The organism is Bradyrhizobium sp. SZCCHNRI3043 (assembly GCF_032377735.1).
Lineage (GTDB): Bacteria > Pseudomonadota > Alphaproteobacteria > Rhizobiales > Xanthobacteraceae > Bradyrhizobium.
The window spans coordinates 75980-101240 of the sequence record NZ_JAUHID010000007.1 but is presented as its reverse complement, the minus strand read 5'-3'; the positions used below and the strand labels follow the sequence as shown (position 1 = coordinate 101240).

General features: G+C 65.0%; 24 protein-coding genes, 2 tRNA genes and 2 pseudogenes. 13 read left to right on the top strand and 15 right to left on the bottom strand.

Annotation, left to right across the window (positions count from 1 at the left end):
• The first annotated feature begins 778 nt into the window (after positions 1 to 778).
• Positions 779 to 2155, top strand: coding sequence for a group II intron reverse transcriptase/maturase (ltrA, locus tag QX124_RS16760; protein WP_409997696.1), 1377 nt, complete (start codon positions 779 to 781; stop codon positions 2153 to 2155).
• 240 nt (positions 2156 to 2395) lie between these two features.
• On the opposite strand, the gene QX124_RS16755 is transcribed toward ltrA, so the two are convergent.
• Positions 2396 to 2470, bottom strand: a tRNA-Thr gene (locus tag QX124_RS16755).
• A 353-nt stretch (positions 2471 to 2823) separates the two neighbouring features.
• Between QX124_RS16755 and QX124_RS16750 the strand changes: the two genes are divergently transcribed.
• The 10 genes from QX124_RS16750 (at position 2824) to QX124_RS16705 (ending at position 10408) form a co-directional block, all read left to right on the top strand.
• Entirely contained in the window at positions 2824 to 3006 is a 183-nt protein-coding gene (locus QX124_RS16750; RefSeq protein ID WP_315773782.1) for a hypothetical protein, read from the top strand.
• Between the two features lie 43 nt (positions 3007 to 3049).
• Entirely contained in the window at positions 3050 to 4750 is a 1701-nt protein-coding gene (locus tag QX124_RS16745; protein WP_315797737.1) for an FAD-dependent oxidoreductase, read from the top strand.
• Between the two features lie 150 nt (positions 4751 to 4900).
• The gene (gene murA / locus QX124_RS16740) at positions 4901 to 6190 is read left to right on the top strand and encodes a UDP-N-acetylglucosamine 1-carboxyvinyltransferase (RefSeq protein WP_315797736.1); all 1290 of its coding nucleotides are present in this window, start codon (positions 4901 to 4903) and stop codon (positions 6188 to 6190) included.
• Between the two features lie 24 nt (positions 6191 to 6214).
• Entirely contained in the window at positions 6215 to 6664 is a 450-nt protein-coding gene (locus tag QX124_RS16735; protein WP_315735991.1) for a DUF2948 family protein, read from the top strand.
• 87 nt (positions 6665 to 6751) lie between these two features.
• Positions 6752 to 8047 (top strand): histidinol dehydrogenase, encoded by a 1296-nt coding sequence (gene hisD / locus QX124_RS16730; RefSeq protein WP_315797735.1) that lies wholly within the window; start codon positions 6752 to 6754, stop codon positions 8045 to 8047.
• Positions 8044 to 8550: a UPF0262 family protein gene (locus QX124_RS16725; RefSeq protein WP_315717869.1), complete on the top strand. Its 507-nt coding sequence runs from the start codon at positions 8044 to 8046 to the stop codon at positions 8548 to 8550. The genes hisD and QX124_RS16725 overlap by 4 nt, the downstream gene beginning before the upstream one ends.
• Before the next feature lie 69 nt (positions 8551 to 8619).
• Entirely contained in the window at positions 8620 to 9090 is a 471-nt protein-coding gene (locus tag QX124_RS16720) for an arsenate reductase ArsC (protein ID WP_315735995.1), read from the top strand.
• Positions 9091 to 9273: 183 nt separating this feature from the next.
• Positions 9274 to 9903 carry a Maf-like protein gene (locus QX124_RS16715; RefSeq protein ID WP_315735997.1) on the top strand — a complete coding sequence of 210 codons (630 nt, stop codon included), beginning with the start codon at positions 9274 to 9276 and terminating at the stop codon, positions 9901 to 9903.
• Positions 9904 to 9955: 52 nt separating this feature from the next.
• A complete protein-coding gene (gene yacG, locus QX124_RS16710; RefSeq protein WP_315735999.1) occupies positions 9956 to 10159 on the top strand; it encodes a DNA gyrase inhibitor YacG in 204 nt (67 codons plus the stop codon).
• 173 nt (positions 10160 to 10332) lie between these two features.
• Positions 10333 to 10408 (top strand) — tRNA-Phe (locus tag QX124_RS16705).
• Positions 10409 to 10412: 4 nt separating this feature from the next.
• Here QX124_RS16705 and QX124_RS16700 read toward each other — a convergent pair.
• Together QX124_RS16700 and QX124_RS16695 are read right to left on the bottom strand one after the other, a co-directional pair.
• A complete protein-coding gene (locus QX124_RS16700) occupies positions 10413 to 10610 on the bottom strand; it encodes a hypothetical protein (protein ID WP_315736001.1) in 198 nt (65 codons plus the stop codon).
• A complete protein-coding gene (locus QX124_RS16695; protein WP_315797837.1) occupies positions 10610 to 11365 on the bottom strand; it encodes a hypothetical protein in 756 nt (251 codons plus the stop codon). The genes QX124_RS16700 and QX124_RS16695 overlap by 1 nt, the downstream gene beginning before the upstream one ends.
• Between QX124_RS16695 and QX124_RS16690 the strand changes: the two are divergent.
• Positions 11328 to 11603, top strand: a pseudogene (locus tag QX124_RS16690) (replication initiator protein A); the annotation flags it as partial. The gene QX124_RS16695 and the pseudogene QX124_RS16690 overlap by 38 nt on opposite strands.
• Before the next feature lie 290 nt (positions 11604 to 11893).
• A complete protein-coding gene (locus tag QX124_RS16685) occupies positions 11894 to 12622 on the top strand; it encodes an MFS transporter (protein ID WP_315797829.1) in 729 nt (242 codons plus the stop codon).
• Positions 12623 to 12714: 92 nt separating this feature from the next.
• Here QX124_RS16685 and QX124_RS16680 read toward each other — a convergent pair whose 3' ends face one another.
• The 12 genes and pseudogenes from QX124_RS16680 to QX124_RS16635 form a co-directional block, all read right to left on the bottom strand.
• Positions 12715 to 13899, bottom strand: a complete 1185-nt coding sequence (locus QX124_RS16680) for an MFS transporter (protein ID WP_315797828.1) — start codon at positions 13897 to 13899, stop codon at positions 12715 to 12717.
• Positions 13900 to 13963: 64 nt separating this feature from the next.
• Entirely contained in the window at positions 13964 to 15148 is a 1185-nt protein-coding gene (locus QX124_RS16675; RefSeq protein ID WP_315797734.1) for an MFS transporter, read from the bottom strand.
• Positions 15145 to 16515 (bottom strand): NAD(P)-binding domain-containing protein, encoded by a 1371-nt coding sequence (locus QX124_RS16670; protein ID WP_315797733.1) that lies wholly within the window; start codon positions 16513 to 16515, stop codon positions 15145 to 15147. The genes QX124_RS16675 and QX124_RS16670 overlap by 4 nt, the downstream gene beginning before the upstream one ends.
• Positions 16516 to 16563: 48 nt before the next feature.
• Positions 16564 to 16881, bottom strand: coding sequence for a metalloregulator ArsR/SmtB family transcription factor (locus QX124_RS16665; protein ID WP_315797732.1), 318 nt, complete (start codon positions 16879 to 16881; stop codon positions 16564 to 16566).
• Positions 16882 to 16959: 78 nt separating this feature from the next.
• Positions 16960 to 17712, bottom strand: coding sequence for a DUF4336 domain-containing protein (locus QX124_RS16660; protein ID WP_315736012.1), 753 nt, complete (start codon positions 17710 to 17712; stop codon positions 16960 to 16962).
• 98 nt (positions 17713 to 17810) lie between these two features.
• Complete coding sequence (locus QX124_RS31885) at positions 17811 to 18080, bottom strand: DUF2478 domain-containing protein (protein ID WP_409997708.1); 270 nt, start codon at positions 18078 to 18080, stop codon at positions 17811 to 17813.
• Positions 18010 to 18216, bottom strand: a pseudogene (locus QX124_RS31880) (DUF2478 domain-containing protein); the annotation flags it as partial. The pseudogene QX124_RS31880 and the gene QX124_RS31885, both read right to left, overlap by 71 nt.
• Positions 18217 to 18331: 115 nt before the next feature.
• A complete protein-coding gene (locus tag QX124_RS16655) occupies positions 18332 to 20860 on the bottom strand; it encodes an arsenate reductase (azurin) large subunit (RefSeq protein WP_315797731.1) in 2529 nt (842 codons plus the stop codon).
• Positions 20861 to 20872: 12 nt separating this feature from the next.
• On the bottom strand, positions 20873 to 21394 hold the full coding sequence (locus tag QX124_RS16650) for an arsenate reductase (azurin) small subunit (protein WP_315736019.1): 522 nt from the start codon (positions 21392 to 21394) through the stop codon (positions 20873 to 20875).
• Positions 21395 to 21569: 175 nt separating this feature from the next.
• A complete protein-coding gene (locus tag QX124_RS16645; protein ID WP_315797730.1) occupies positions 21570 to 22880 on the bottom strand; it encodes a sigma-54 dependent transcriptional regulator in 1311 nt (436 codons plus the stop codon).
• A complete protein-coding gene (locus QX124_RS16640) occupies positions 22870 to 24330 on the bottom strand; it encodes a HAMP domain-containing sensor histidine kinase (protein ID WP_315797729.1) in 1461 nt (486 codons plus the stop codon). The genes QX124_RS16645 and QX124_RS16640 overlap by 11 nt, the downstream gene beginning before the upstream one ends.
• Positions 24327 to 25076, bottom strand: a complete 750-nt coding sequence (locus QX124_RS16635) for a PhnD/SsuA/transferrin family substrate-binding protein (RefSeq protein WP_315797728.1) — start codon at positions 25074 to 25076, stop codon at positions 24327 to 24329. The genes QX124_RS16640 and QX124_RS16635 overlap by 4 nt, the downstream gene beginning before the upstream one ends.
• Positions 25077 to 25261: the final 185 nt, after the last annotated feature.

The following is a 25261-nucleotide window of genomic DNA, read 5'->3' as shown; positions in this document are numbered from 1 at the left end:
GTCGGGCAAATCACCTGCACATTTCCGGCCGTCCCGTGCTCATCGAAAGAGGGGCGTTCGCGAGTCGTCACGAGCGTTGGGTGTGGGATGCGGTGGCCGGGTCGGAGTTGCAGCGCGCATTCGCGAGCGGACGAACAACTTCGATACGGACGGTGAAGTCGCGTGGTCCTGGCCTCCCGATGCTGAGGTCAAGCTCGCTGATGTGCGTCAGTGCATCGCGGGTGATGGGGGCAACAAAGCCCGGTCCCCAGGGAGAGCGCGTATAAATCGTAAGCCCATCGCGCAGGGAGGGCCGGGTGTGTTCGGCCAGACCTGTGGTACCTGCCGCCTGCATTTTTTTCCGCAGGCGGGCCACGGGCGGTGTGCCGAGTATGAACGACAGCTTGGAGGTGGAAGTCCTCTATCCAGCCTGATGGCGGCGAAGGATTAGCGAAGCGCAAGGGCGTCATCGCGAGGTGGGGTCTGAAGACAGCGTGGAGCAAAGCCGCGGCCCGATGAACAAACATCGGATGTGAGGCCTACCCGGCCGGACGAGCGAGCCACCAATCGCGAAGTCCACGGTCATCAAGGGGCGGGGTGGTAGATCCGACGGGCATGCGGTGAAGGCGGTCGGTCTTACCTCGGGAGATCTGCGTCGTGTCCCGGCAACGGGACTGAGGTCGTTGCAAGGCGATCTGAACGCGACGCAGAAGTCAGCAGAGGGCATAGTAGGCGGCAGCGTACCGCCGAAGGCCCGAACGATGGAAGTTCTGGTGGAGCGGTGATCTCGCACGACCCAATGCGGCAGGAAGCTCAGAGCAATCTGAACCCTCGCCCCGGACCGAGGGGTGAAGCCCCGCGGGCCGGCGCCGGGGCGGCCGAAGCTCGCGCGGCGAAAGCCTGTCTCGATCAGACGGCGGTCGCGGGACCGTCGATGGAAAGGATCGTCGCACGTGAGAACCTGAAGAAGGCATTGGACCGAGTGAAGCGCAACAAGGGCGCGGCGGGGGTCGACGGGATGACCGTGGATGATCTGCCGGCCTACCTGAAGGTGAACTGGCTCGCGATCCGCGCCCAACTGCTCGACGGCACCTACAAGCCGCAGCCGGTGCGGCGTGTCGAGATTCCAAAGGCATCGGGCGGCGTCAGGCTGCTCGGCATCCCGACGGTGCTCGACCGCTTCATCCAGCAGGCGGTTCTGCAGGTGCTGCAAAGCGAATGGGATCGGACGTTCTCCGAGACGAGCTTCGGCTTCCGGCCGGGCCGCTCGGCGCATCAGGCGGTGGCGAAGGCGCAGACCTACATTGCGTCCCGGCACGCGGTCGTGGTGGATATCGATCTGGAGAAGTTCTTCGACCGGGTCAATCACGACATCCTGATGGGGCTGGTCGCCAAGCGGGTTGCCGACAAGCGACTCCTGAAGCTGATCCGCGGCTTCCTGACTGCGGGCGTGCTGGAGGGAGGGCTGGTCAGCCCGACGGAGGAAGGAACGCCGCAAGGCGGGCCGCTCTCGCCGCTGCTGTCGAACCTGATGCTGGACGTGCTGGACAAGGAGCTGGAGAGGCGAGGTCATCGCTTCGTGCGCTATGCCGACGACTGCAACATCTATGTGCGCAGTCGGAAGGCGGGCGAGCGGGTGATGGCGAGCATCGAGAGATTCTTGGAACGGCGCCTCGAGCTCAAGGTGAACAGGGCCAAGAGCGCGGTCGCCAGACCGAGCCACCGCAAGTTCCTGGGCTTCAGCTTTACGCAGGGGAAGAAGCCGCGCCGGCGCATCGCGCCCGAGGCCATTGCCCGTTGCAAGGCGAGAGTTCGGGAGCTGACGGGGCGACAATCTGGCCGAAGCCTGGAGCAGATCATCGAGAAGCTGGCGCTGTATCTGAAGGGATGGCGCGGCTACTTCGGGTTCTGCGAGACGCCGTCGGTGTTGCGCAAGCTCGATGAGTGGATCAGGCGGCGGTTGCGCGCCGTCGTCTGGACCCAATGGAAGTGCGGTCCTACTCGCTTCGACGAGCTGCGACGCCGCGGCGTCGACCGGGAGACGGCGCTTAAAACCGCCGGCAACCCACGTGGTCCCTGGCGGCTCGCCAACAGCGCCGCACTGGCCAACGCTCTGCCAAGGTCCTTGTTCGCCTCACTCGGCCTGCCTTTCCTCGCAGCCCGCAAAGCCGCTTAATCCGCCGAACCGCCGTATACGTGATCCGTATGTACGGTGGTGTGGGAGGGGTGGAGTCGCGAGACTCCCCCCTATCCCGATCGGCCAGCGCCCGGCCTTCCCTGCGCCCTCGATTTTCCGGAGAGGGCGGTGCTGCAGCAGAGCTCGGACGCAAATTGCGCCGCGAGGCCGATGACGCGCATCTGTGCGTGGCCTGCGGTCCCGAGGCGTCGCCGAAGATCATGTCGGGGAAGAATGCCCTGGTGCTGCCGGACAGGATTGAACTGTCGACCTCTCCCTTACCAAGGGAGTGCTCTACCACTGAGCTACGGCAGCAAAGGGACTAGCGGGGACCGGCCCGAAGGCCGCGACCGAACGCGGGCGGTTCTTGCCACAAGGTCCCCGCCTGCGCAAGCGCGGCTCGTCCGGTTTTCGGGGAAAGACGTCAGCGTGATGCATCGAAAGGGAGCGAAAGACCTCCGAAATCGGACCGAAATCACCCGTTCACGGTGGATTCTCGCGGTTGGCCGCCCTTGGCGTCCCCAATGCCCGGGTCGCGCCGGCAACTCCCCATCCGGGCAGGCGACGGCCGGTCGGGCGGAACCTAGCGTCTGCGTCGCCAACGCCTCTTGGCTTTCGCATCTGGGGCCCCAATTGTGCCTCTGGTATCGGGTGACCGGGGGAAGGGGATGACGGATAAGACCGGGAAGGCGGCGCCGAAGGGCGCGCGCGAGGAGCGGCTGAAGCAGGCGCTGCGCGAGAACCTGAAGCGGCGCAAGGCGCAGAGCCGCGAGCGCAGCCAGGCGGTGACGGCCGAGGAGGGCGGCTCGGACGAGGCCGCTGCCGGCGGTCCGGACGATTCGAAGCGTTGAGCAGATTGCAAGCGGGGTGGGCGTGATGGCAGCGGATGAAGGGATGACGGTGGAGGCAGGGGCACAGCGGGCGGAGCTGGCGAAGACGCTGCCCCGCTTTGAGCAGACCTTTCCAGAGCTGACGCCCCAGGAGATCGCGCGTCTGCGCGGCTTCGGCGAGATCCAGACCTATCGCGACGGCGAGCTGCTGTTCGAGACCGGCAAGCCCGGCCCCGGCATGTTCGTGATTCTCAAAGGCCATGTCGCGATCACCCAGCGTGACGGCCTCGGTCACGTCACGCCGGTCATCGACCAGGGGCCTGGTCAGTTTCTGGCCGAGATCGCCCAGCTCTCCGGCCGTGTCGCGCTGGTCGACGGCCATGCCGAAGGCGACGTCGAGGTCATCCTGATTCGTCCCGAACGGTTGCGCGCGCTGTTGATCGCCGAGGCCGAGCTCGGTGAGCGCATCATGCGGGCACTGATCCTGCGCCGCGTGAATCTCATTCAGGGCGGCGCCGGCGGCCCGGTCATGATCGGCCCGCCGCAATCGGCCGCGATCGCGCGGCTGCAGAGCTTCCTCACCCGCAACGGCTTTCCGCATCATCTGCTCGATCCCGCTGTCGATCACGACGCGGCCGATCTGATCGCGCGCTATTCGCCGACGCCGGCCGAGCTGCCGCTGGTGGTGGTGTCCGACGGCAGCGTGCTGCGCAATCCCAGCGAGACCGAGCTGGCGCGTGCCGTCGGCATGATCGGCGGGCCGCGCGGCGAGAAGGTCTACGATGTCGCGGTCGTCGGCTGCGGCCCGGCGGGCCTGGCCACCGCCGTGTATGGCGCCTCCGAAGGTCTTTCCGTCGCGGTGCTGGATTCGCGCGCGTTCGGCGGCCAGGCCGGCGCCAGCGCCCGCATCGAGAACTATTTCGGCTTCCCGACCGGCATCACCGGCCTGGCGCTGACCGCGCGCGCCTTCAACCAGGCGCAGAAGTTCGGCGCCGAGATCATGATCCCGGTGGCGGTCAATGCGCTCGACTGCGAGCGCAGGGCCGGCGCCTTCGTGCTGGCGCTCGAGGGCGGCGACGAGGTGCGGGCGCGCTCGGTGGTGGTTGCCAGCGGCGCGCGCTATCGCCGGCCTGATCTCGACCGGCTCAAGGAGTTCGAGGGCCGCGGCGTGTGGTACTGGGCCTCGCCGATCGAGGCGCGGCTGTGCGCTGGACAGGAGGTTGCGCTGGTCGGCGGCGGCAATTCCGCGGGGCAGGCCGCGGTGTTTCTGTCGGGCCACGTCAAGAAGGTGCGGATGATCATCCGCGGCGGCGGGCTTGCCGCGTCGATGTCGCGCTATCTCATCGAGCGCATCGAGGCGACGCCGAACATCGAGCTGTTGTTCAACACCGAGGTCGTCGCGCTCGATGGCGGGGCCGACACGGGGCTCGAACGCATCACCCTGAAGAGCCGGCTGTCCGGCGAAGAGACGCCGGCCGACATCAGCAATCTGTTTCTGTTCGTCGGCGCCGATCCCGCCACCGGCTGGCTCGACGGCTGCGGCATCACGCTCGACCGTGCCGGCTTCGTCGTCACCGGCGCGCAGTCGGAGCAGAATGCCGGGCGGATGGTGTCGCCGCTCGAGACCTCGGTGCCCGGCGTCTATGCGGTCGGCGACGTCCGCTCCGGCTCGGTCAAGCGCGTCGGCGGCGCGATCGGCGAGGGCGCCCAGGTCGTCGCCGCGCTGCACGGGTTTCTGGCCGATGCGCTCGTCCCGCCGGTCTGATTCGCGCGTTCCCGCCGCGGGGGGCCGCACTGTCAGGGGATGAATTCCCCGGCGATGCGACCTGCCGTTGCGAACCCATCAAATCGCCGTAATGTCGGTCCTGTTGCGCCGACCTTAGCCCAATTTCCCGGCCAGCCCCACAGGACCAGCATGGATCGCATTCGCATCGTCGGCGGCAACCCGCTTCGCGGCACCATCCCGATTTCGGGCGCGAAGAACGCCGCCCTGCCGCTGATGATCGCGGGTCTTTTGACGCCGGAGACGCTGATCCTGGACAACGTCCCGCGCCTTGCCGACGTCGCGCAGCTGCAGCGCATCCTCGGCAATCACGGCGTGGACATCATGTCGGTCGGCAAGCGTCCCGGCGATGGCCAGTACCAGGGCCAGACCTTGCAGATCTCGGCGGCCAACATCATCGACACCACGGCCCCCTATGAGCTGGTGTCGCGGATGCGCGCCAGCTTCTGGGTGATCGCGCCGCTCTTGGCGCGGATGCACGAGGCGCGGGTGTCGTTGCCGGGCGGCTGCGCCATCGGCACGCGGCCGGTCGACCTCCTGATCATGGCGCTGGAAAAGCTCGGCGCCAATATCGACATCGACGCCGGCTACGTGGTCGCCAAGGCGCCGGGCGGTCTGCGCGGGGGCACGATCGATTTCCCCAAGGTCACCGTCGGCGGCACCCATGTCGCGGTCATGGCCGCGAGCCTCGCGAAGGGCACGACCGTCATCGCCAACGCCGCCTGCGAGCCGGAGATCACCGATCTCGCCGACTGCCTCAACAAGATGGGCGCGCACATCACCGGCGCCGGCACGCCACGCATCGAGATCGAGGGCGTGGCGTCTCTGCACGGCGCGCGTCACACCGTGCTGCCCGACCGCATCGAGGCCGGCACCTATGCGATCGCCGCGGCGATGACCGGCGGCGATGTCCGGCTCGCCGGCGCGCGGCCGGAGCTGTTGCAGTCCGCGCTCGACGTGCTGATCGAGGCGGGCGCCGAGATCACGAGCGACGCCGAGGGCATCCGCGTCGTCAGAAACGGCCACGGCATCCGCCCGGTGCAGGTGACGACCGCGCCGTTCCCCGGCTTTCCGACCGACCTGCAGGCCCAGCTGATGGCGCTGATGGTCTGCGCGCAGGGCGCCTCGGCGATCACCGAGACCATCTTCGAGAACCGTTTCATGCATGTGCAGGAACTCGCGCGGTTCGGCGCGCGGATCAGTCTCGATGGCGAGACCGCTCGGATCGAGGGCACCTCGAGCTTGCGTGGCGCGCCTGTGATGGCGACCGATCTGCGCGCCTCGGTGTCGCTGGTGATTGCCGGGCTTGCCGCGGAAGGCGAAACCATGATCAATCGCGTCTATCATCTCGATCGCGGCTTCGAGCGGCTGGAGGACAAGCTGAAGGCCTGCGGCGCCACGATCGAGCGCATCCGCGAGTGAGGGCGCTGCCAAGAGGATGAGACCGTGACCGACCGGCTCAAACTGATCGCGCTCGATGCCGACGATCTCGCCGTCATCTCGGCCCATGTGCAGGACGCGCGGGTGCAGGCGGCCGACATCATCTGGCGCCAGGCCGAGAAGCGGCTGGTGATCGGCATGAACCGGCTCGACTGGGATCAGGCGCTGCATGGCGAGAGCGAGCCGCGCCGGCTGCTCGCGGCGTTGCGGTTCGACCGGGTGCTGGCCTGCAAGTCGCGGCGGATCGAGGTCGATGCGCCCGATACTGTGCTGGAGCTGATCGGCATCGAATTCCATGCCGGCGCCGAGCCGCCCGCCGGCAGCGCGCTGCTGCTGTTCTCCCATGGCGGCGCATTGCGGCTCGATGTCGAATGTCTGGAATGCGAGCTGACCGATCTTGGCGAGGACGATCTCGGCACCAGCGATATCGATGGCGGTCCGCCGCTGACCCGGTAGGCGCCTGTTCAAAGGGTTGACGGCCCCGCGCTGCCGCGCCATTGAGCAGGGGGTCGGGGGCAGCCACCCCTTCGGAAAGTGCCAGAGATGCCCATTCGCCTGTCCCGCGCCAGCACCGATTTCGACACCCAGTTTCGGCAGTTTCTCGCCGCCAAGCGCGAGACCTCCGCCGACGTCGAAGCCGCCGCGCGCGCCATCGTCGACGACGTCGCCAAACGCGGCGATGCGGCGCTGCTCGAGGCAACGCGCAAGTTCGACCGGCTGGAGCTCGACGCCTCCTCGTTGCGCGTCAAGCCTGCCGAGATCGAGGCCGCCTTCAAGGCCTGCGATACGGCCACGTTGGACGCGCTGAAATTCGCCCGCGACCGCATCGAAGCCTTTCATCTCAAGCAGCTGCCGCAGGACCAGCGCTTCACCGATGAAGCCGGCGTCGAGCTCGGCTGGCGTTGGAGCGCGATCGAATCGGCAGGGCTCTATGTGCCGGGTGGCACTGCGGCCTATCCGTCCTCGGTGCTGATGAACGCCATTCCGGCCAAGGTCGCAGGCGTCGCGCGCCTCGTGATGGTGGTGCCGGCGCCGGACGGCAGGCTCAATCCGCTGGTGCTGGCCGCCGCCCATCTCGGCGGCGTCTCCGAGATCTACCGCGTCGGCGGCGCCCAGGCGGTGGCGGCGCTGGCGCATGGCACGGCGACGATCGCCCCCGTCGCCAAGATCGTCGGGCCCGGCAATGCCTATGTCGCCGCCGCCAAGCGGCTGGTGTTCGGCAAAGTCGGCATCGACATGATCGCGGGCCCGTCCGAGGTGCTTGTCATCGCCGACGACAGCGGCAATGCCGACTGGATCGCGGCCGATCTGCTCGCGCAGGCCGAGCACGACGCCAGCGCGCAGTCGATCCTGATCACTGACAGCCGCCGCCTCGCCGACGACGTCGCCCGCGCCGTCGAGGGCCAGCTCAAGACCCTGCCTCGCGCCGCGATCGCCGGCGCGTCCTGGGCCGATTTCGGCGCCATCATCGAGGTCGACGATCTCGACCAGGCCGTGCCGCTGGCGGATGCCATCGCCGCCGAGCATCTGGAGATCATGACGGCCGATCCAGACGCGTTCGCCGCCAAAGTCCGCAATGCCGGCGCCATCTTCCTCGGCGCGCACACGCCGGAGGCGATCGGCGACTATGTCGGCGGCTCCAATCATGTGCTGCCGACCGCGCGCTCGGCGCGGTTCTCTTCGGGCCTCGGCGTGCTCGACTTCATGAAGCGCACGTCGCTGTTGAAATGCGGCCCCGAGCAGTTGCGCGCGCTGGGGCCAGCGGCGATGACTCTGGGCAAGGCCGAGGGTCTCGACGCCCATTCACGCTCCGTGGGAATACGCCTCAACCTGCCATGACCCAGCACCCGCCAGGCGACGACCGGACCAATCGCATCGTGGCGGTGACGCTCGACGAGGAGTCGATCGGCCGCTCCGGTCCGGACATCGAGCATGAGCGGGCGATTGCGATCTACGACCTCGTCGAGGAGAATCTGTTCGCGCCCGAGGGCGCCGACGGCGCCGGTCCGTTCACCCTGCATCTCGGCATCACCGCCAACCGGCTGATGTTCGACATCCGCAAGGAGGACGGCACGCCTGTCGTGACGCATCTGCTGTCGCTGTCGCCGTTCCGGCGGATCGTGAAGGACTATTTCATGATCTGCGACAGCTACTACCAGGCGATCCGCACCGCGACGCCCGACAAGATCGAGGCCATCGACATGGGCCGCCGCGGCATCCATGACGAGGGCTCGCGCACCCTGCAGGAGCGGCTGAAGGGCAAGGTGCGGGTCGATTTCGAGACTTCGCGCCGGCTGTTCACCCTGATCACCGTGCTGCACTGGAAGGGCGAGGGCCAGTGATGCCGTCCGCGCTGCGTCATCGCCTGCTGCCGGGCCCGGCCACCTTCGCGGCCGAGGGCGCCTAGGCGCATGGCCGAGGTGCCGCCGCGCGCGCGCCAGCCGCAGGCGGTGCTGTTCGCCTGCGGCCAGAACAGCGTGCGCTCGCCGATGGCCGAGAGCCTGCTGCGCCAGATGTATCCGCAGGCGCTCTATGTCCGCTCCGCCGGCGTCAAGAAGGGCGAGCTCGACCCGTTCGCAGTGTCGGTGATGGCCGAGCTCGGCCAGGACATCTCGCAGCACAAGCCGACGACCTTCGAGGAGCTCGAGGACTGGGAGGGGCTGAATTTCGACCTCATCATCACCCTGTCTCCCGAGGCCCATCACAAGGCGCTGGAGCTGACCCGCACCATCGCCGCCGACGTCGAATACTGGCCGACGCCCGATCCGACCGGCGCCGACGGCAACCGCGAGCAGAAGCTCGCCGCCTATCGCGAAGTCTGCGACGGCCTGTTCACGCGGATCCGCAAGCGTTTCGGCAAGCCCGGGCCGGCGGGCTTGTAGGGTCCCGGTTCCTGCACAGGTGTCATCGAACCGAAATACCAACGTCGTCCGCCGCTCAAACTGAGGCCGTAGAGCAGGCCCGTCTCGGCCTTGTCGCACGCCTCGCGGGTTGTGGAATGGCAGCCCTTCCGATAGGTTCCGCGCGCCCGCCCCACAGCTTCCGAATCCCCTAGCGAAATCAGCATGCTCGGCCGTCCCAAAATCGTTCTTGCATCCGGTTCGCCCAGGCGTCTGGCGCTGCTCAACCAGGCCGGCATCGAGCCCGACGCGCTGCGCCCGGCCGATGTCGACGAGACGCCGAGGCGCGGCGAGCTGCCGCGCGCCTGCGCCAATCGCCTCGCCCGCGCCAAGGCCGATGCCGCGCTCAAATCCGTCCAGCTCGACGACGAGCTGCGCGGGTCGTTCATCATCTCCGCCGACACGGTGGTCGCGGTCGGCCGCCGCATTCTGCCGAAGGCCAATCTGGTCGACGAGGCCTCGCAGTGCCTGCGGCTGCTGTCGGGCCGCAACCATCGCGTCTACACCGCGATCACCCTGGTCACGCCGAAGGAGGCGTTCCGCCAGCGCCTGGTCGAGACCCGCGTCCGCTTCAAGCGGCTCAGCGAGGACGACATCCAGGCCTATATCGGTTCCGGCGAATGGCGGGGGAAGGCCGGCGGCTATGCCGTGCAGGGCATCGCCGGCTCGTTCGTGGTCAAGATGGTCGGCTCCTACACCAACGTCGTCGGCCTGCCGCTCTACGAGACCACGACCCTGCTCGCCGGCGAGGGCTTCCCGATCCGCTTCGGCTGGCTCAACACGGTCGGCGTCTGACCATTCGCGTGCGGGGGTGCATCCGCGCGTCCAGCCCATTAAATAGCCGCCGATGTCAGACGAATCGCCCAACCGGAGCGCCCCCGCTTCGAAATCCGCCAAGCCCATCCGCCGCTGCCCGATCTGCAACCGGCCCGCGGCCGAGGCCGTCCGCCCGTTCTGCTCGCCGCGCTGCCGCGACGTCGACCTGCATCGCTGGCTCAGCGGCTCCTATGTCATCCCGGCCGCCGAAGGCGACGAGGACGACGTCGAATAGCGCCGTGTTTTCATCATCTTGCCCCTGCGGTGCCGGCCGGTCGGGACGGGCGTCCCGCGCCGCCGCGCAACCGCACAAGGAATGTGAAAACTTGCCCTCAGGGCGGTAGACAGCGCGGTCCGGTCCCACTATAACCCGCCGGCTCGCCGGGCTTTTTTGCCCGCAAGAGACCTGCCCAGGTAGCTCAGTTGGTAGAGCATGCGACTGAAAATCGCAGTGTCGGTGGTTCGATTCCGCCCCTGGGCACCATGTCTCAAATCAGGCTTTGATCTTCCTCGGTTTTTTCCCCTTTTACTCCCACTTTCTTCAACCGGGCCCAAAAGTGGGAGACTATTGTTCGCGGTTTGATCGAGGGACAGGAGCGGTATCGCGCTCGCGGCGAGACGTTTTTGTTGGCCATCTTGGTATAGTGCGCGGCCTCCTTCATCGTCTGCCATCCGAAGATCGCCATCAGCTGCTTCTCGGCCGCGCCGTTCTCGGCCGCAATGCATGCGCCCGTAAACGTAAGCCAGCCATTCTTGATGTGTTGTCGGCCAAATTTAACGACGTCCGATCTTCGCTGACCGGTGAACAGAATAGCGCGAGTGCGAGATGCGCCTTGGTGCCGATTGGATGCTTCTTGGTATATTGCAGCACTTCAGCAATCGTCCAAGTGTGGAAGCCCTGCGATCCGGTCTTCATGTACGGCACATCCCGGGCCGGATTTCGCTCGGCGCCGGGATGCTCCGCCGCGATTGCATACTTGACGACTTGGCGCAGCGCCTTGATGTGACCGTTGGCAGCCTCGGGAAATTCCGCTTTGCGATCGCGCAGCGCGCGCACCTTGCTGCTCGGCATCGAGGCGTAGGGCAAGGAACCGATCAAATTTGAATTCTCGTCCGAGACCGGTTCGCTACACAAATTATCGAGAATGCCGCGTCGGGCTGACTTGATGCTGGTGTCGAGTCTCGTGAATTCCGCCGAGGCGTAGTATTGCTCAATCAGCCATCGCAGCGACCCATTCTTCGCGCGCGAGCCCTGCGGTTGTTCGGTCTCTCTGGCCTCGATCTTGCCATTCAGAGCGGCCTGGTACTCTCTCCCGAATTCGTCGGTACCTGGCACGGCACGAAGACGGATCTTGGGTCCTCGATTGCGCTGGAAATACCGGCGCACATTACCGTGTCGATCCATGTCCTCGTATACGTACTTGATACGCAGAGTGGTCACTGCGAGTCCATTTAATCACGCGGCAACTTCATCCCATGGATTGGTGCTCTTCCGCGCCGGCGAGATCAGCATTCGTGTCGAAGCCGTTCCGGAGCACGGCATGGCGACTATTTGGGACGCCGACGTCCTGATCTGGGCTGCTTCGCAAATCGTTGAAGCTCGCGATGGCGGACTGAAGACGTCCCGTCTGATGGCGGCAACGCCCTACGAAATCCTGACCTTCGTCGGCCGCGGCACCAGACCGCTGATGCCAGCGTGATTTGTTTGCACGACTAACGACTCTCTAGTCGCTCTCAGAGCAAGTCTCTCTCATGAAACCCAGAGTTGGCGTTTACCTCTCCGAGGGCATGGCTGCGCGGTTGGCAGAAGCGGCCAAAAATCCCCGTGCCACTCGTTCTCTGGTTTCCCGGGGATCGCGTCCCGCTCCCGAACGGCTTGATGGTGATGCTGGGCGCGCTGGGTGCGGTCACGGCGACATTGCCGGCCGACCTGTTGCTGGAGTGGATTGGTTGACGTGAACTATTTGGTCTGCTCGCTGGGCTGACTGTCGCCAGTGCGGTCACGATTTATCTGATCGTGCCCGAGAGGACTGCAGTTCCGGGCGGCGCGATCGCAGCCGGTTTGAAAGAGGTCTATGCCGATCCGCGATTCTGGCGCGTTGCGCCGCTCTCGGCATCCTGCATTGGAACGGCCTGGGCTCTCCAAGGGCTCTGGGCGGCGCAGTGGCTCAAGGACGTTGAGGGCCTCGATCGTGCGAGCGTGGTATTTCATTTGTTTGCGATGGCGGCCGCGCTCAGCCTGGGTGCGATTCTGCTTGGGGTCGCTACCGATCGGCTGCGAAGGCGCGGTGTTGGACCGGAGGTGCTCCTGGGGCTTGTTGCGGCTGTCTTTATTGCAACTCAGTTCGCATTGATCCTGCGCTTGCCCTTGCCGTCATATTTGCAGTGGGCCGTTGTAGCGGCCGTCGGCGCGGCTACAGTGCTGAGCTTCGCGACTCTGGCCGAGTATTTCCCGAAACAGCTCGCCGGAAGGGCCAACGGCGCGCTGAATCTGTTCCACATTGCCGCGGCCTTCGTTGTGCAATACGCGACCGGCGTTGTACTTCAGTATTGGACACCTCAAGCGGGACACTATCCCGAAATCGCCTATCGGACAGCCTTTGCTCTCAATCTCGCGCTCCAGGTCGTGGCTTGGATCTGGTTCGTGTCTCCGCGCGTCAGCGCCGACTCGCGACAAATGCGCGCGAGCGCGATGTAGATACGAGACCGGAGCACAAGGAACTCTCCCTGATCACACTGGTGGAGGTGATCAAAATCGTTAGAAGCCCAGGGCGCTCGAGGTGCTTCGCCCTATTGCGCAGGGACGTGCCTCTTCGGTCGAGCCGCCCGGGACAGGAGCAGCGCAAGCGGACCCATGAGAATCCCGACGGCCAGCATCATAAAGGCAAGCCACCACCCGCCGGCGCTCTGGGGTCCTCCCGCCGCGTCGAGGGCCACGCCCGTGCCCCAGGCTCCGAGGGCCGACAACCCGAAGCCCACAGTGGAGTGCAGCGCCAACGTGGCTCCCCGATAATTGGGGTCGGCCGCTGCGCTCATTCCCGCGGTCAACGCTCCAGAGTCGGCAGGGACCGTTACGCCGTAGATCAGCAGCAGCAGCACCAGCGCCCAGGCCGGGGCGGTTGCGTTGAAGGCGATGATGGTCGCCACGCAGGCGGACGTGATCATCACCGCGATAATCGCACGGTGCCGCCCGAACTTCAGCGCGGCTTCGTTGCCCAAAATGCTGGCGGGCATCGAGATGATTGCAAAGAAGAAGCTCACTACGACTGGCGACAGCCATGATGGCGCGTCCTGGTGCGCAACCACGAACGTCCAGAAACCTACGAGCCAGGTACGGATGCCGTAGAGTTCGAAACAGTGGGCACCGTAGCCGAAAATGTAGCCGAGGGCCTCTCGGTTGGCGAACACCGGCTTGAAGTTCAAAAGACGCCCCGTCTTGGACGCCGGTCGGCGAGCTACCATCAGCGCGCACGCCATCACCATTGCAATGGGTCCGATTCCGGTGATCACGAACGCAGCAGGCCAGCCCCATTTGTCCGCCGTCACCTGCGCCACCAGAAAAGAGATGCCCACCCCGAACGAGAAGCTCGATGTGTACAGCGTGACCGCACGCGAACTGTCTCCTGCCGGGAGCCGGTCGGTGAGCGCCTTCAGGCCCGGCATGTACGCCCCCGCAAAGCCGAGTCCGGCGATCGACCAGATGATTGTGCCCGACCAGAATCCTTGCGCAAACAAGCCGAAGGCGATGGTCGCAAGTCCGCTCACGACCGATCCGCAGAGGAGCACCAAGCGCGCGTCGATACGGTCCGTCAGCGTCGTCAGTAGGGGCACCGCGAGCATGTAGCCGAAGGCGTAGCCGCTTGCCATCAAGCCGCCTTCGGCGGCACTGAGCCCCCATGCCGGCATCAGGTGTTGAGCCAGATTTGCCGAAAGGGTCACGTGCGGCAGCAGGTTGCCCACCTGTCCGAGACACATCACCGTGATCAGCGGCCGGCCGGTCAAGTTGCGGATGCTCGCCTCCCCTCGAGTTTGTGGGCATTCATGCGGCTCGCCCAGGCTGCAGGAGCAGCAGCGCGACGAAGGCAGACAGCGATGCGAGAGCGCTGACCCAAAGCGCGACGCTACCGACATGTTCTACCATGAGCCCCATCGCGAGCGGTGCGACGGCTCCCGTTGCCCGTGCCGGAAGCGAAATCATGCCGACCCGTCTCCCGAAGCCGGCGGGTCCGAACAGAGCCAGCGGCAGCGTGCCGCGCGCGATGGTGATGATCCCGTTGCCAGCGCCGTACAGGACCGCATAGGCAGACGCGAACAGAGGACCTCCCAGGATCAGCGTGATGACGCCGATTGGATTCATCAGTGTAGCAAGTCTCGCCGAGAGCAGCGGGCGGAAGCGACCGAGCCAACCCGCTTCGAGAAGCCGGGCACCAACTTGGGCGGGCCCCACCAACGTTCCTGCGAACAACGCGGCAGCCGGTGAGGCACCCAGGGACACCAGCATCGTCGGCAGGATGGCCGAAAACCCCGAGCTGACGAACCCGACGGCGGCGAACAAGTAGGCCAGCACCACGATCGCGAACGTTTCGCTTTCACGCGAGGGGAGTTGAGGATGATCCACCGTCCCGGCTTCCTGTCGTAGGGGCGCGGCACGCGGCAAGTAGAGATTGAGAGGAAGCGCCAGGACCAAATGGATCAGCACCCAAGCCTGGCACGCCACTCGCCAGCCGTATTGGGCATCCAGCCACGTCGACAAGGGCCAGCCGACGGAGCTGGCAAACCCGGCGATCAGCGTGATGCCGGTGATGGAGCGTCGCGCCTTGCTGCCGTAGATGCGCGCGAGCGTTGCGAACGCCGCCTCGTAGAGGCCCATTCCCATGCCGATCCCGAGCAGCACCCAGGATACGACCAGGAGTGCTGGCCCCTCTGCGATCGAGAGCACGAACAAGCCGCCCGACAGAACAAGGTTCGAGGCCGCGAGCAGGCCTCGGCCTCCGAACGTGTCGATGGCATGCCCCACCCGTGGCCCCAGAAGTCCCGCGATCACGAGGGCGCCCGAGAGCGCCGCCAAGACATGGGTGGGTGCAAGACCCAAATCCCGCGCGATTGGCGCTGCGAGGATGGCCGGAAGGTAATAGCTCGAGGCCCACGCAATGGTTTGCGTGGTGCCGAGTGCAACGACGACCGCGACCGGACCTGCAGCCTGGCCCGCAGGAATTCGATTCATGAGCACCCGCAGCCCGAAGCTCCCGTCTTCTTGGCCGCCTCGTCGGCGCCGCAGCAGGCCGATGCATCCTCCTTGGGAGGGCCGCCGCAGCAGGCCGTCGCGAGCGTGGCCGCCGCGACGCTTCCACGCGTGCAGACGCCGGTCTCCGGCAGCACGAGCTCGACCCTCGCCGCGGCGGCCTTGTCGCCCGCAAGGTCGGCTGCGATCGAGCGGACCTGTTCGTAGCCGGTCATCATGAGGAAGGTGGGGGCGCGGCCGTAGGACTTCATGCCGGCCACGTAGAAACCGGGCTCGTCGTGTGCGAGTTCGCGCGCACCATGGGGGCGTACCGTTCCGCAGCTATGCTCGTTCGGATCGATGAGGGGAGCGAGAGCGACGGGCGCCTCGATGGCCGGATCGAGTTTTAGGCGCAGTTCGGACAGGAACGACAGGTCGGGACGGAAGCCCGTCGAGACGATCAGTTCATCGGCGACCACGCTGCGCGCCCCGCAGCACGCGCCGGTCGCGATCCGTAGCCGGCCTTCAACTTCCGAGATATGCGTGACGCCGAATTCGGCTTCGACCCGGACCTTGCCGGAGGCGACGAGCGCGGCGAAGGCGGCGCCTAGCTCGCCGCGTGCCGCGAGCTTGTCGTTGCGGCCGCCGCCGAACGCCTTCGCAGGGTCGGCGCCGCGCAAGAGCCAGACCGGCTCAGTGCCAGGTGCCGTTTCGGCGAGGTGGGCGAGGTCGATGAGTGTACCGACGGCCGAATGGCCGGCGCCGAGGACGGCGACCGCCTTCCCAGCGTATCTGGCTCGCTCGGCGCCGCGGACGTCCGGCATGCCGTAGGCGATCTTGCCCCCGTACTCCCGTTCTCCGAGGGCGGGCAGACCGTTTGCGCCCGCGGGATTGGGAGAGAACCAGGTGCCAGACACGTCGATGACGGCATCAGCCCGCAGCACCTCGGGCCCCTTGCCGTTCTGATAGCGGATCTCGAAAGGAGCGCCCTCGCGACCCTTGGTCTTGGCTTTGTCGAATCCGACCCGGCTGATCGCGGTCACGCGGCTCGAGGTGCGTATCGACTCGCGGAGCGCGGTTCTCGTCGCCAACGGCTCCAGGTAGCGGTCGATGAGCTCGCCGCCGGTGGGGTAGGATTGAGGGTCCGGAGAGTTCCATCCGGTCGGCGCGAGCAGACGCTGCGCGGCTTTGTCCACGTTGTACTCCCAGGGCGAAAAGAGCTGGACATGCTGCCACTGGCGAACGGCATGTGCCGCTTCGGGTCCGGCCTCGAGCACGATCGGCTCCATTCCACGCTCGAGAACGTGCGCAGCCGCGGCGAGACCGACGGGGCCTGCCCCCACGATCGCCACCTTCTTCTTCTCCGTCATGATCGTCTCCTATCCTTCTAGAATTATCGAATATTGATCGATCAGAAATCAAGCCGCCGACTTCTTGCTCCGGCACTCCACTTCGTCGGCGCAGCACTCGGCCGCCATGAAGTCGACCAACCCGCGCATGATCTCGTAGTTGGCGTGGCAAACGAGCGTGGTGGATTCGCGGACCTGCGTGATCAGGCCGACGGAAACCAGCGTCTTGATGTGATGCGACAGCGTGGACGCAGGAATCTTGAGCTTTTCCTGGAGCCGGCCGACCGGCAGACCGGCCCTGCCGGCTCTCACGAGGGCCCGATAGATCTGGAGCCTGGTCCGGTTTCCAAGCGCTTCCAGGCGCGCTGCGACGTCTTCGATCTTCATGTAGCAAATATGCGCCGGCGCGCAGGAAGAGTCAACGGTATTTCTAGAAATGTCGAAATAACGCGTGCTCTGGTTCTCTCAGGCATACCAGGCGAAGAAGCGATCGAGAACTTGACGGCCATTCGCCTCGAAGCACCGCCCGTGACTCACGATTATGCGCTCGGGGTCCCAAGACAAGACTCTGTCAATTGCGGCTCGGGCTCTTCTTCGGTGCAACAAGAGTGGCAAGCGCATTCCGAAAAAGATCTGGCCATTGGGATGGTACATTCCCGTGAGGCGCGCAGCCGAGCGCCAGGGCTCGCTAATCTTGTCCAGCTCAAGGTTGATGATTGTATCGGTGAGAATGAGCGTTCTGGACGCCTTGTGAAAGAAGACGATTTCTCCGAAAATGCCTCCTGGGATGGCAGTTTGGTCGATTTCACCTCCCCACGCCGGCGGCGGCGTCGACGTAAGCTCATCATCGAACCGCACGTCAATTCCTCGCGCCCGTGCGCGTCGGCGTGCGCCCGGAGACCCCCACGTAGTGGCATCGGGGAATGCTCGCGACCACTCCCCGATGTGAGCATAGTGAAATTGGTTTGGTGATACGAGATGGCTGATCGAACCGATCGATCGTAGGTGGCGCGCGAGTTCGAGATCGAGCGCGATGGGTGAATGGAGGAATAGTTCACCATTCTGAAGCTGCACGACGGTCATGCGCGTCGAAAACGGCAGTGGCAGCGTCACGCCAGCCATCGTCAGGTACTCGAATGGCCCGTCGACGACCCCGATTCCTGGCGCGAAGGGCTTGTATTCGTTAATCGGGTCGTACAGCGATGGAGTACGCGACATGGCGGTCTGACGGGCGTTCCGGGCCGCCGATTATAGCCCTCTCGCCTTTCAAGACCTAGAGCCGGCGCAGGTTTAGCGGGGCGGCATCGATTGCACCTCTATCCGGCGGGTTCAGCGTGCACGCTCTGCTCCCGGTGTTGTGGAGTGCGATGGATCGCGTCGAACCAGGCAAGAACGGCCTCGGCCGAACAGGGGAGCTCAGCTCCCAAGCCGCCGTGAAACTGGCGCCAGCGTTCCACGTAGGGCTCCCGCACCGCTGTCAGGAGCGGGGGTTCCCGCGCAGACGACGTCCGCGCAGGAAGCGAGCAGCCCGTGTCCTGCGGCCTCGGCTCTGCCAAACCGACTGATGACGACGAGATCCACTGCATCCCTGATCGCGGATTCTATGCAATGCGCCATCGAGAGCAGGGCCTGTTCGTCCAGCTTGCAGCCGCGAGACTCGCTTCCGCGATCCTGGGTGATCCTCGCCCGCTCCCCGGTGCGAAGGTCCAACAGGTCGAGCATCCGGCATTTTGCCGAGCCCGGCACCATGTTGACCTCGGCTGACCGGCAGCGACATGACCGAGATCAACACACTTGAATCGGGGCCGGGCGGCTCACGCCGCCCGGTCCCGGTTCTCTACGCCTTGTAGTGGGGCGACTTGAACGATAGCCGTTTCGTCGTCTCGGGAGCCGAAGCGATCTTGCGGATGTCCGCCCACGTCTGCTTGTAGTTGGGAATGATGAGCTCGTTCACTCCGGCGTTGACGACGTTGCCCTGCACGCCGGTCGGGAACCCAAAGAGCATAAACGTCTGCTTTGGCTTCGCCGACGGCGTTGGCTGGACCATCGCTTGGGTCGAACCGGCATCATTATAGACCTCGACCAGATCGCCTTCGCCCAGGCCGAGTTCCTTCATGTCGTTCGGGTTCATCTCGATGAAGGGGTACGGCGTCCGGTCCATGACGAAGTCGTTCTGGGCATCCATGAACGCATTCTGCCAAACGAGGTTGGTCCGTCCGTTGTTGACCAGGAACTTGTACTTGGCCTTCTGCTCGGCCTTGCCCGCGGCCTGAAGCCCGCGCCAGGGCGCGGCCATGAAGAATGCCTTGCCGTCCTTGGTCGAGAACTTTCCGTCCGTGTACAGTCGCTTGGTTCCCTGGATCTTGTTGTCGGCGAAGCCGACAGATGGCTCCTGGAAGCCGTTCGTGCCCATCGCGCGGAGGCGTGCATACGTGACGTTCTCGCCGCCTTTCTCGTGCTTGCGGTAGCCGTCGTTGAAGGCGTCTTCCTCCGTCTTCCAATCGAACCCTTTGAACTGATCGGCGTAGGAGGCATTGCCCTGCTCGCGCAGCACGCGCTCCATCGTGTTCGCAAACCGGGCGGCGATGAGGCAGTCCGGCATCGCGTTGCCGGGCGGATCCATGTAGCGCTCGGTCAGCCGCATTCGTCGTTCGCCGTTCATGGATGTCAGGTTCATCTCGCCGGAGATGGCTGCAGGCAACCAGACGTGGGAGGCTTGTCCGATCTGGGTCGGCACGATGTCGACGTCGACCGAGAACAGGCCGCCCTGCCGGATCGCGACCATGATGGCGTCGACCATGGCCTTGCGGTCGCCCCAGGGCACGGTGTTCATGGCGTCCTTCACCATGTCCGTCCGGCGCTTGTACACCTGCTTGAACTTGAACGCGTTGAGCGTCGTCTTGTAGTGGTCGCAGGCCCAGATGTGATGGATGCCGCCGCGCCCCTCGATGAGGAGCTTGTCGACGTAGGCGGCCGGCCGCCCGACATGGGCGTCGGATGGACGCGAGTAGCCTTCCTGGTGGCCGCCCAGGCGCACGACTCCGCCGCCCGGCCGGCCGACGTTGCCGGTCGCGAGCGCGAGGTTCACGATGGCGCCGTTGGTGCGGTAGTTGTCGTTGCCCCAGATGATGCCCTTCTCGTATCCGAACATCGTCCGCCGGCGCTTGCCGCCGGCCTTCGGCTCCGCGATCCACTGGGCTGCCTTGACGATGTCCTCTCCGCGGAGCCCGGTGATCTTCGCCGCGTCCTCGATCGACGTGCGGTTCGCAGCCAAGGCCGACGCGAAATCGGTCAACGGTTGATCGGCCGGCGTGCCGCCCGGACGGGAGATCAGGCCGGCGGCCTGACCCGAGGGCAACGTGCTTGCCGCGATGAACTCCTTGTCGATCCACCCCTTGTCGGCCACGTAGGTCAGAAGCGCGTTGAACAGCACGAGGTCCGTGCCAGGCTCAAGCGCGAGGTGGAGGACGCGATCCTTCCCGCCCTCGGCTTCGCAGGCAGCCGTAGTCGCAGTGCGGCGTGGATCGATGATGATGATCCGGCTGGCCTCGACGGGTTCGCCGGGGAATTCCTTCTTCCTCTTGTCCATCGTGGTGCCGCGCAGGTTCGGTATCCAATGGTTGAGGAAGTAGTTGGTCTGGGTCTCGAGCGGATTGGTGCCGATCGCCACGATCGTGTCCGCAAGCTCGGCGTCCTCGTAGCAGTTGTTGAGCTCGCCGACGCCCATGTCGCGCGTCGCATGCACCTCGGAATTGTAGGCGGGCCGATTGTGAATGCGGACGTTCTTGATCTTCATGGCGCCGAAGTAGAGCTTTCCGGTACCCCAGGTGTTCTCGTATCCTCCGGCCGATCCGCCGTGGTCGAACATCGACACGAAGAGGCCGTCTTCGCCCTGTTCGTTGATCACAGCTGCCGTGACGCGTGCCACCAGATCGAGCGCGTCATCCCAGCTCGTCGGCTGCATCGAGCCATAGCGCCAGACCATCGGGTCGGTCAGACGCTGCAGCTGGGTGTTCCGTTGCTGGGAGGTGTGGTTCTCGGCCATCCGCGCGCCGCGGATCGAACCGAGACCGGAGTTCACGACACAGTCCGTGTCCGGCTTGATGACGAGGTGAACGTCCTTACCGTCCTGCTTGACGATGTTGTACATGGACGGCGAATACCAGGCCGCGGTCTCCGCGCCCTGCTGCTTGGACAGGTCGACGCCGAATTTGTTGGACTTCGGATCGAAGCCACCCTGCTTGTTGATCGCCCAGGTGTAGGCTTTGTAGCCGCATCCGACGATACAGTAGTGGCAGGTGACGTTGTGCTCCTTGGCATCCGCCGGGATGATCGGGAGGCGGTCGGTCTGGCGCTTATAGGTCATGTTGTCCCTCCCTCACAGAACGTTGGAAAGCCGGCCGTACAGGAGCTCGTCCACACCGTCGGCGTAGATGTCGCCCTTGCCGTCGATCCGGAGCTGGTATTGCGCGAGGTTCTGGGTGGCGTGACCCCAGATCTGCTGTCCTCCCTTTTCGACGTCGTAGCGTCCATAGTGACCGGGGCAGCTCAGCGACCTATCCTCCTTCGAGTAGCTCAGAGGGAAGCCCTTGTGCGGGCACACGGTCGAGAACCCAACGATATCGCCGTCGGGACCAATTCCGCCCTCGACGCGGGTGCCGAGCTTGATCAGCACGCCCGGCGCGTCCGCATCCGGATACGCCACGTCCATGGGCTCATTCGTTTTGAGCTGAGACACGTTGGCCAGGCGGCTCGATGGATATGCGACGCGGGCTTGGGACGGGGCAGCCTGAGCGGGCGTCGACATCGCGCTCGCGGCCACGGCGCCGGCGGCGGCCACCGTTGCGCCGCTTAGAAATCGGCGCCTGCCGGCGTCGACCATCAGATCGCATTTTTTCATGAGGGCTTCTCCCGGGTGATGCGCGGATCATTGGGCTGATCCGTTCATCTCTGGAGTCCAATTCCCGGGCCAGAAGCGTTGACGCTCTAAGCTCTTGAAGTCTCTAGGACGCACTGCAGCAAGCTGTCCAATTCTCCGAACATCCACAAACGAGATGTTCAGAAAACTAAACGTCTCAGGCCGCGTTGATGCCGAAACGGCGCATGCGATCCCACAGCGTGGTTCGCGAGACACCGAGCAGCTTCGCCGCTTCGGCGATCTGCCCGCCCGTATCCTTGAGCGCGCGCTCGATCTCCTGTTGTTCCGCGGCGTCACGCGCCTCGGCGAGCGATCTTCCGGACGGCTGGCTCGCGCTGCGCATCGTCTCGGGAAACAGATCGACCGGCATAAGCCATGGGCCCGTCGCCAACGCGACCGCCCTGTCGAGCCGATTCCGCAGCTCGCGCACGTTGCCGGGCCAGGGGTGAGCCAGAGCGGCACTTTCGGCGCCGCTACTCAGTCCGCGCAGGTCCGGATTTGCGCTGGCAAGTTCGGTGAAGAAGCGATGCATGAGAAGCTGAATGTCTTCGGGCCGCTCGCGAAGCGGCGGAATAGCGACCGCGACGACGTTGATGCGGTAGTACAGGTCTTCGCGAAATCGCCCCGCAGCGACTTCCGCCGCGAGATCCCGGTTGGTGGCGCAAACGACGCGCGCCCGGAACGGGACGATGGCTTCGCCGCCCAGGCGGTAGAAGCGGCGCTCGTCAAGCAGCCGAAGCAACTTTGCCTGAAGTTGCAGTGGCAGCTCGGCGACCTCGTCGAGAAAGAGGGTCCCGGATTGGGCACGCTCCGCATACCCGAGGTGCCTGCTGTTGGCCCCCGTGAAGGCGCCCTTCTCGTGTCCGAAGACCTCGCTCTCGAGCAGACTGTCCGGGATGGCGGCGCAGTTGACTGCCACGAATGGCCGGGAAGCGGCATCCGAAATGTTGTGGAGGTGGCGTGCGCAGACCTCCTTGCCAGAGCCGGTCTCGCCGGTGAACAGCACAGGCGTATTGCGGCCGGCCATGCGGGCGAGCAGTTCCTCGATGCGGCGCATCTGCTGCGACAGTCCCAATACGCCGTCCGGAACCGCCGGCCTACGGCCGATCAGAGCGCGGGCGCGCGATATCAGATCGTCGAGTTCGAATGGCTTGGTCACGTAGTCGCCCGCGCCGGCCCTGATGAGAGCCACCGCATGGTCGATCTGGCCGTATGCGGTCATGAACAGAAACGGCGGGGCGGCACTTTCGCCGCTCACTTTCCGGAAGATGTCCTCACCCGACATGTCCGGCAAACGGATGTCACAGATGACAAGATCGGGGGCACCTCGCCTCAGGCCCGCGAGAGCTTCCTGGCCGCTGCGCCACCACTCGACCTTGCAGCCTTCCAGCTCCAGGTACTGGTTGAGGGATTCTCCCATGATCGGATCGTCTTCGATCACAGCGATGGACACTGACTCAGGCAACATTGCGCTGCTCCTCCCCCGAGCCATCGGGTATCGCTATGGAGATCGCCGTTCCGCCGCCGGCCGGATGCTCGACTCGGATGGAGCCGCCGACTTCCAGAACGAGACGCCGAATGATCCAAAGGCCAAGGCCGGGCTCTCCGGGCCGCGGCGCGGCATCCGCTTCACGGCTTTCGAGGTAGCTGACCCTATCCTGGTCGAGTCCGGCGCCTTCGTCGCTCACTGTCAGGACTAGGCTGCCGTCCACCAGTCCCGCTTCGAATGCGATACGGCCGGCGGGCGCGCTTGCTTGGCACGCGTTGAGCAGCAGATTAAGCGCGGCCTGACGGACGGCATTCGCTCTGACGGGAATCTCGCCGGGAAGCTCGTTCGCCCACGACAGCGAAAGGTTTCTGCGATCGAGCTCGGGACCGATCAGAAGACGCAGATCCTCGATGTCGCTTGGCTTGAGCGGACGCATCGCGGTGTCGACACGGTGGGTCACCAATGCGGACCTCACGACGTCGCGGATGCCCGCGAGCCCCCGCTCGAGAAGAGAGAGTGCACGCTCCCGAACCCCGAGCTGATGGCCATGTCGCCGAAGCGTCTCGATCGCGTTGAACATGCCTCCCAGGGGATTGTTGATTTCGTGGGCCATCCCGGAGGCAAGACGGCCGAGGCTAGTGAGGCGTTGCTCTTCCGCGACGCGAGCAGCCAGCGCCTCACGCTCGTTCCATGATCGCACCATCATGTTGTAGTGTCTGAATAGGCGACCGAACTCCGAACTGGGCGGTCCGACATCCTCATCTGCGATGCACAGCAGTTCGCCGGACTGCCCCCGCCTGAAATGCGTGGTCAAGAGCTGCACCGGTCGCAGCATTCTGCGCACTGCGATGAAGCCGACCGCCGCGACCAGCATAGTGATGGCGATATTGGTCGCGACCAACGTCCAGAGCACGTCCCGCCGCTCCTTGAATCGAGCGCCGACGTCGAATTGGGTGTAGATCACCCCGATGCGACGCCCCTGATCGAGCAGCACGCGGCGGACGCCGGCACGCTCGGCCTGCTCGTCAAGCCAGCTATCGTTTGCGTCCGCAAACCGATCGACGATCGACTTCGGCACGGGTGCAAAGGCCGGCACGGTACGGGGATCGAAGGAAGCCAGGACGATGCCGTCGGGTTCCGCCACCACCGTCTCGAGAATCGTCAAGCCGCGGTACAGTGAACGAGCGCGGTCGAGATTGTCGAACGTCTCCCAGGCGTCCCCACGGATCACCGCAGGCATCACCGACGACGAAAGCCCGTCCAGGTAGGCGGCGGTCAATTCCCGGAAATGGCGATCCTGGGTTTCGGCGAGCCTCTTGAGCACCTGATCTGTGAGCACCACCCCGATGGCGATCATGAGCAGCGCCACAAGCGCAGGGACCTTGATCACGACCGGCAGATTCGATCTCAGGTCGAAGCGAGCGCTCATCCGAGGCTCCGAACATAGTTCATCTTCGCCGCAATTGTGTCGAACAGGGATGGATCGCTTCTCGTGAATCCATCGAGATGCAGCATCTGCAGCACTCGACGGGCTTCTGGATCGGAGGACATCCCGACGAATGCGGCGGCCAGGTCATCGACCGAAAGCCCGCTCGGGCGGTTCTTTCCGCACGCCACCGGCGGAAATCCTAGCCATTCCGATTGTCGCAACACGCGAGTTGGAGCCGTCAAATCGGGCTCTACGATGCTGAGGACTTCCCACACGTAGCCATCGACGGATCCGCTATCCGCCAGCCCGGAGGCGACTGCGCGGACGACGTTGCGATGACCATAGGTGAAGAAGTGATGCCTGAAGAAATCCTCCGGCTTGGTGTGCATATCGGTCAGAAGGGCGCGAGTGACGAGGAAGCCGGAATTGCTGTCGGGATCGGAGAACGCGTGCGTGTCGCCTTTCAGATCGGGAAAGGACTCGGCCTTACGGCGGGCATCGACGATCACGTAGGACTGGTACAGCGGCCGGCCATTCCACACCGGGACCGCGACAAGTTCGAGCTGCTCGCGGAACTGAACGTAGGGATAGCCGCAGATCCAGGCCGCATCGATTTGTCCGTTCACCAGAAGAAGCGTGATTTCCTGGTAAGTTCGGCGCGTGAGGATCTGGACTTCCCTGCTCCAAATGCGCTCAAGATAAGAGCGAAGTGTCGCCAACAGCTCCAGGTCGGAAGTCAGAAGCACGGGCGTGAGCCCAATCTGCACCGGCCGCGGATCAGCCGCTACGGCGCGTCTGCCCTTAAGAGCAATCGTACTCGCCGCTAGTCCGGATAGGACTGCGCGCCTCGTGACTCGCGTTCTATTCGCATGTGATGCAGGGGCCTGCCTTTGACGCAAACCCATGGCGATCCCTCCTAGAGCATCGTCGC

What these genes read in the sequence shown, in the direction of transcription:
- QX124_RS16715 (WP_315735997.1), top strand. Translation starts at nt 9,274, where the DNA reads ATGCTCGGCCGTCCCAAAATCGTTCTTGCATCCGGTTCGCCCAGGCGT.
- QX124_RS16640 (WP_315797729.1), bottom strand. Translation starts at nt 24,330, where the DNA reads ATGAGCGCTCGCTTCGACCTGAGATCGAATCTGCCGGTCGTGATCAAG.
- QX124_RS16675 (WP_315797734.1), bottom strand. Translation starts at nt 15,148, where the DNA reads ATGAATCGAATTCCTGCGGGCCAGGCTGCAGGTCCGGTCGCGGTCGTC.
- QX124_RS16720 (WP_315735995.1), top strand. Translation starts at nt 8,620, where the DNA reads ATGGCCGAGGTGCCGCCGCGCGCGCGCCAGCCGCAGGCGGTGCTGTTC.
- ltrA (WP_409997696.1), top strand. Translation starts at nt 779, where the DNA reads ATGCGGCAGGAAGCTCAGAGCAATCTGAACCCTCGCCCCGGACCGAGG.
- QX124_RS16665 (WP_315797732.1), bottom strand. Translation starts at nt 16,881, where the DNA reads ATGAAGATCGAAGACGTCGCAGCGCGCCTGGAAGCGCTTGGAAACCGG.
- yacG (WP_315735999.1), top strand. Translation starts at nt 9,956, where the DNA reads ATGTCAGACGAATCGCCCAACCGGAGCGCCCCCGCTTCGAAATCCGCC.
- QX124_RS16650 (WP_315736019.1), bottom strand. Translation starts at nt 21,394, where the DNA reads ATGAAAAAATGCGATCTGATGGTCGACGCCGGCAGGCGCCGATTTCTA.
- QX124_RS16725 (WP_315717869.1), top strand. Translation starts at nt 8,044, where the DNA reads ATGACCCAGCACCCGCCAGGCGACGACCGGACCAATCGCATCGTGGCG.
- QX124_RS16750 (WP_315773782.1), top strand. Translation starts at nt 2,824, where the DNA reads ATGACGGATAAGACCGGGAAGGCGGCGCCGAAGGGCGCGCGCGAGGAG.
- QX124_RS16655 (WP_315797731.1), bottom strand. Translation starts at nt 20,860, where the DNA reads ATGACCTATAAGCGCCAGACCGACCGCCTCCCGATCATCCCGGCGGAT.
- murA (WP_315797736.1), top strand. Translation starts at nt 4,901, where the DNA reads ATGGATCGCATTCGCATCGTCGGCGGCAACCCGCTTCGCGGCACCATC.
- QX124_RS16680 (WP_315797828.1), bottom strand. Translation starts at nt 13,899, where the DNA reads ATGTGTCTCGGACAGGTGGGCAACCTGCTGCCGCACGTGACCCTTTCG.
- QX124_RS16670 (WP_315797733.1), bottom strand. Translation starts at nt 16,515, where the DNA reads ATGACGGAGAAGAAGAAGGTGGCGATCGTGGGGGCAGGCCCCGTCGGT.
- QX124_RS16745 (WP_315797737.1), top strand. Translation starts at nt 3,050, where the DNA reads ATGACGGTGGAGGCAGGGGCACAGCGGGCGGAGCTGGCGAAGACGCTG.
- QX124_RS31885 (WP_409997708.1), bottom strand. Translation starts at nt 18,080, where the DNA reads ATGCAGTGGATCTCGTCGTCATCAGTCGGTTTGGCAGAGCCGAGGCCG.
- QX124_RS16700 (WP_315736001.1), bottom strand. Translation starts at nt 10,610, where the DNA reads ATGGCGATCTTCGGATGGCAGACGATGAAGGAGGCCGCGCACTATACC.
- hisD (WP_315797735.1), top strand. Translation starts at nt 6,752, where the DNA reads ATGCCCATTCGCCTGTCCCGCGCCAGCACCGATTTCGACACCCAGTTT.
- QX124_RS16660 (WP_315736012.1), bottom strand. Translation starts at nt 17,712, where the DNA reads ATGTCGCGTACTCCATCGCTGTACGACCCGATTAACGAATACAAGCCC.
- QX124_RS16645 (WP_315797730.1), bottom strand. Translation starts at nt 22,880, where the DNA reads ATGTTGCCTGAGTCAGTGTCCATCGCTGTGATCGAAGACGATCCGATC.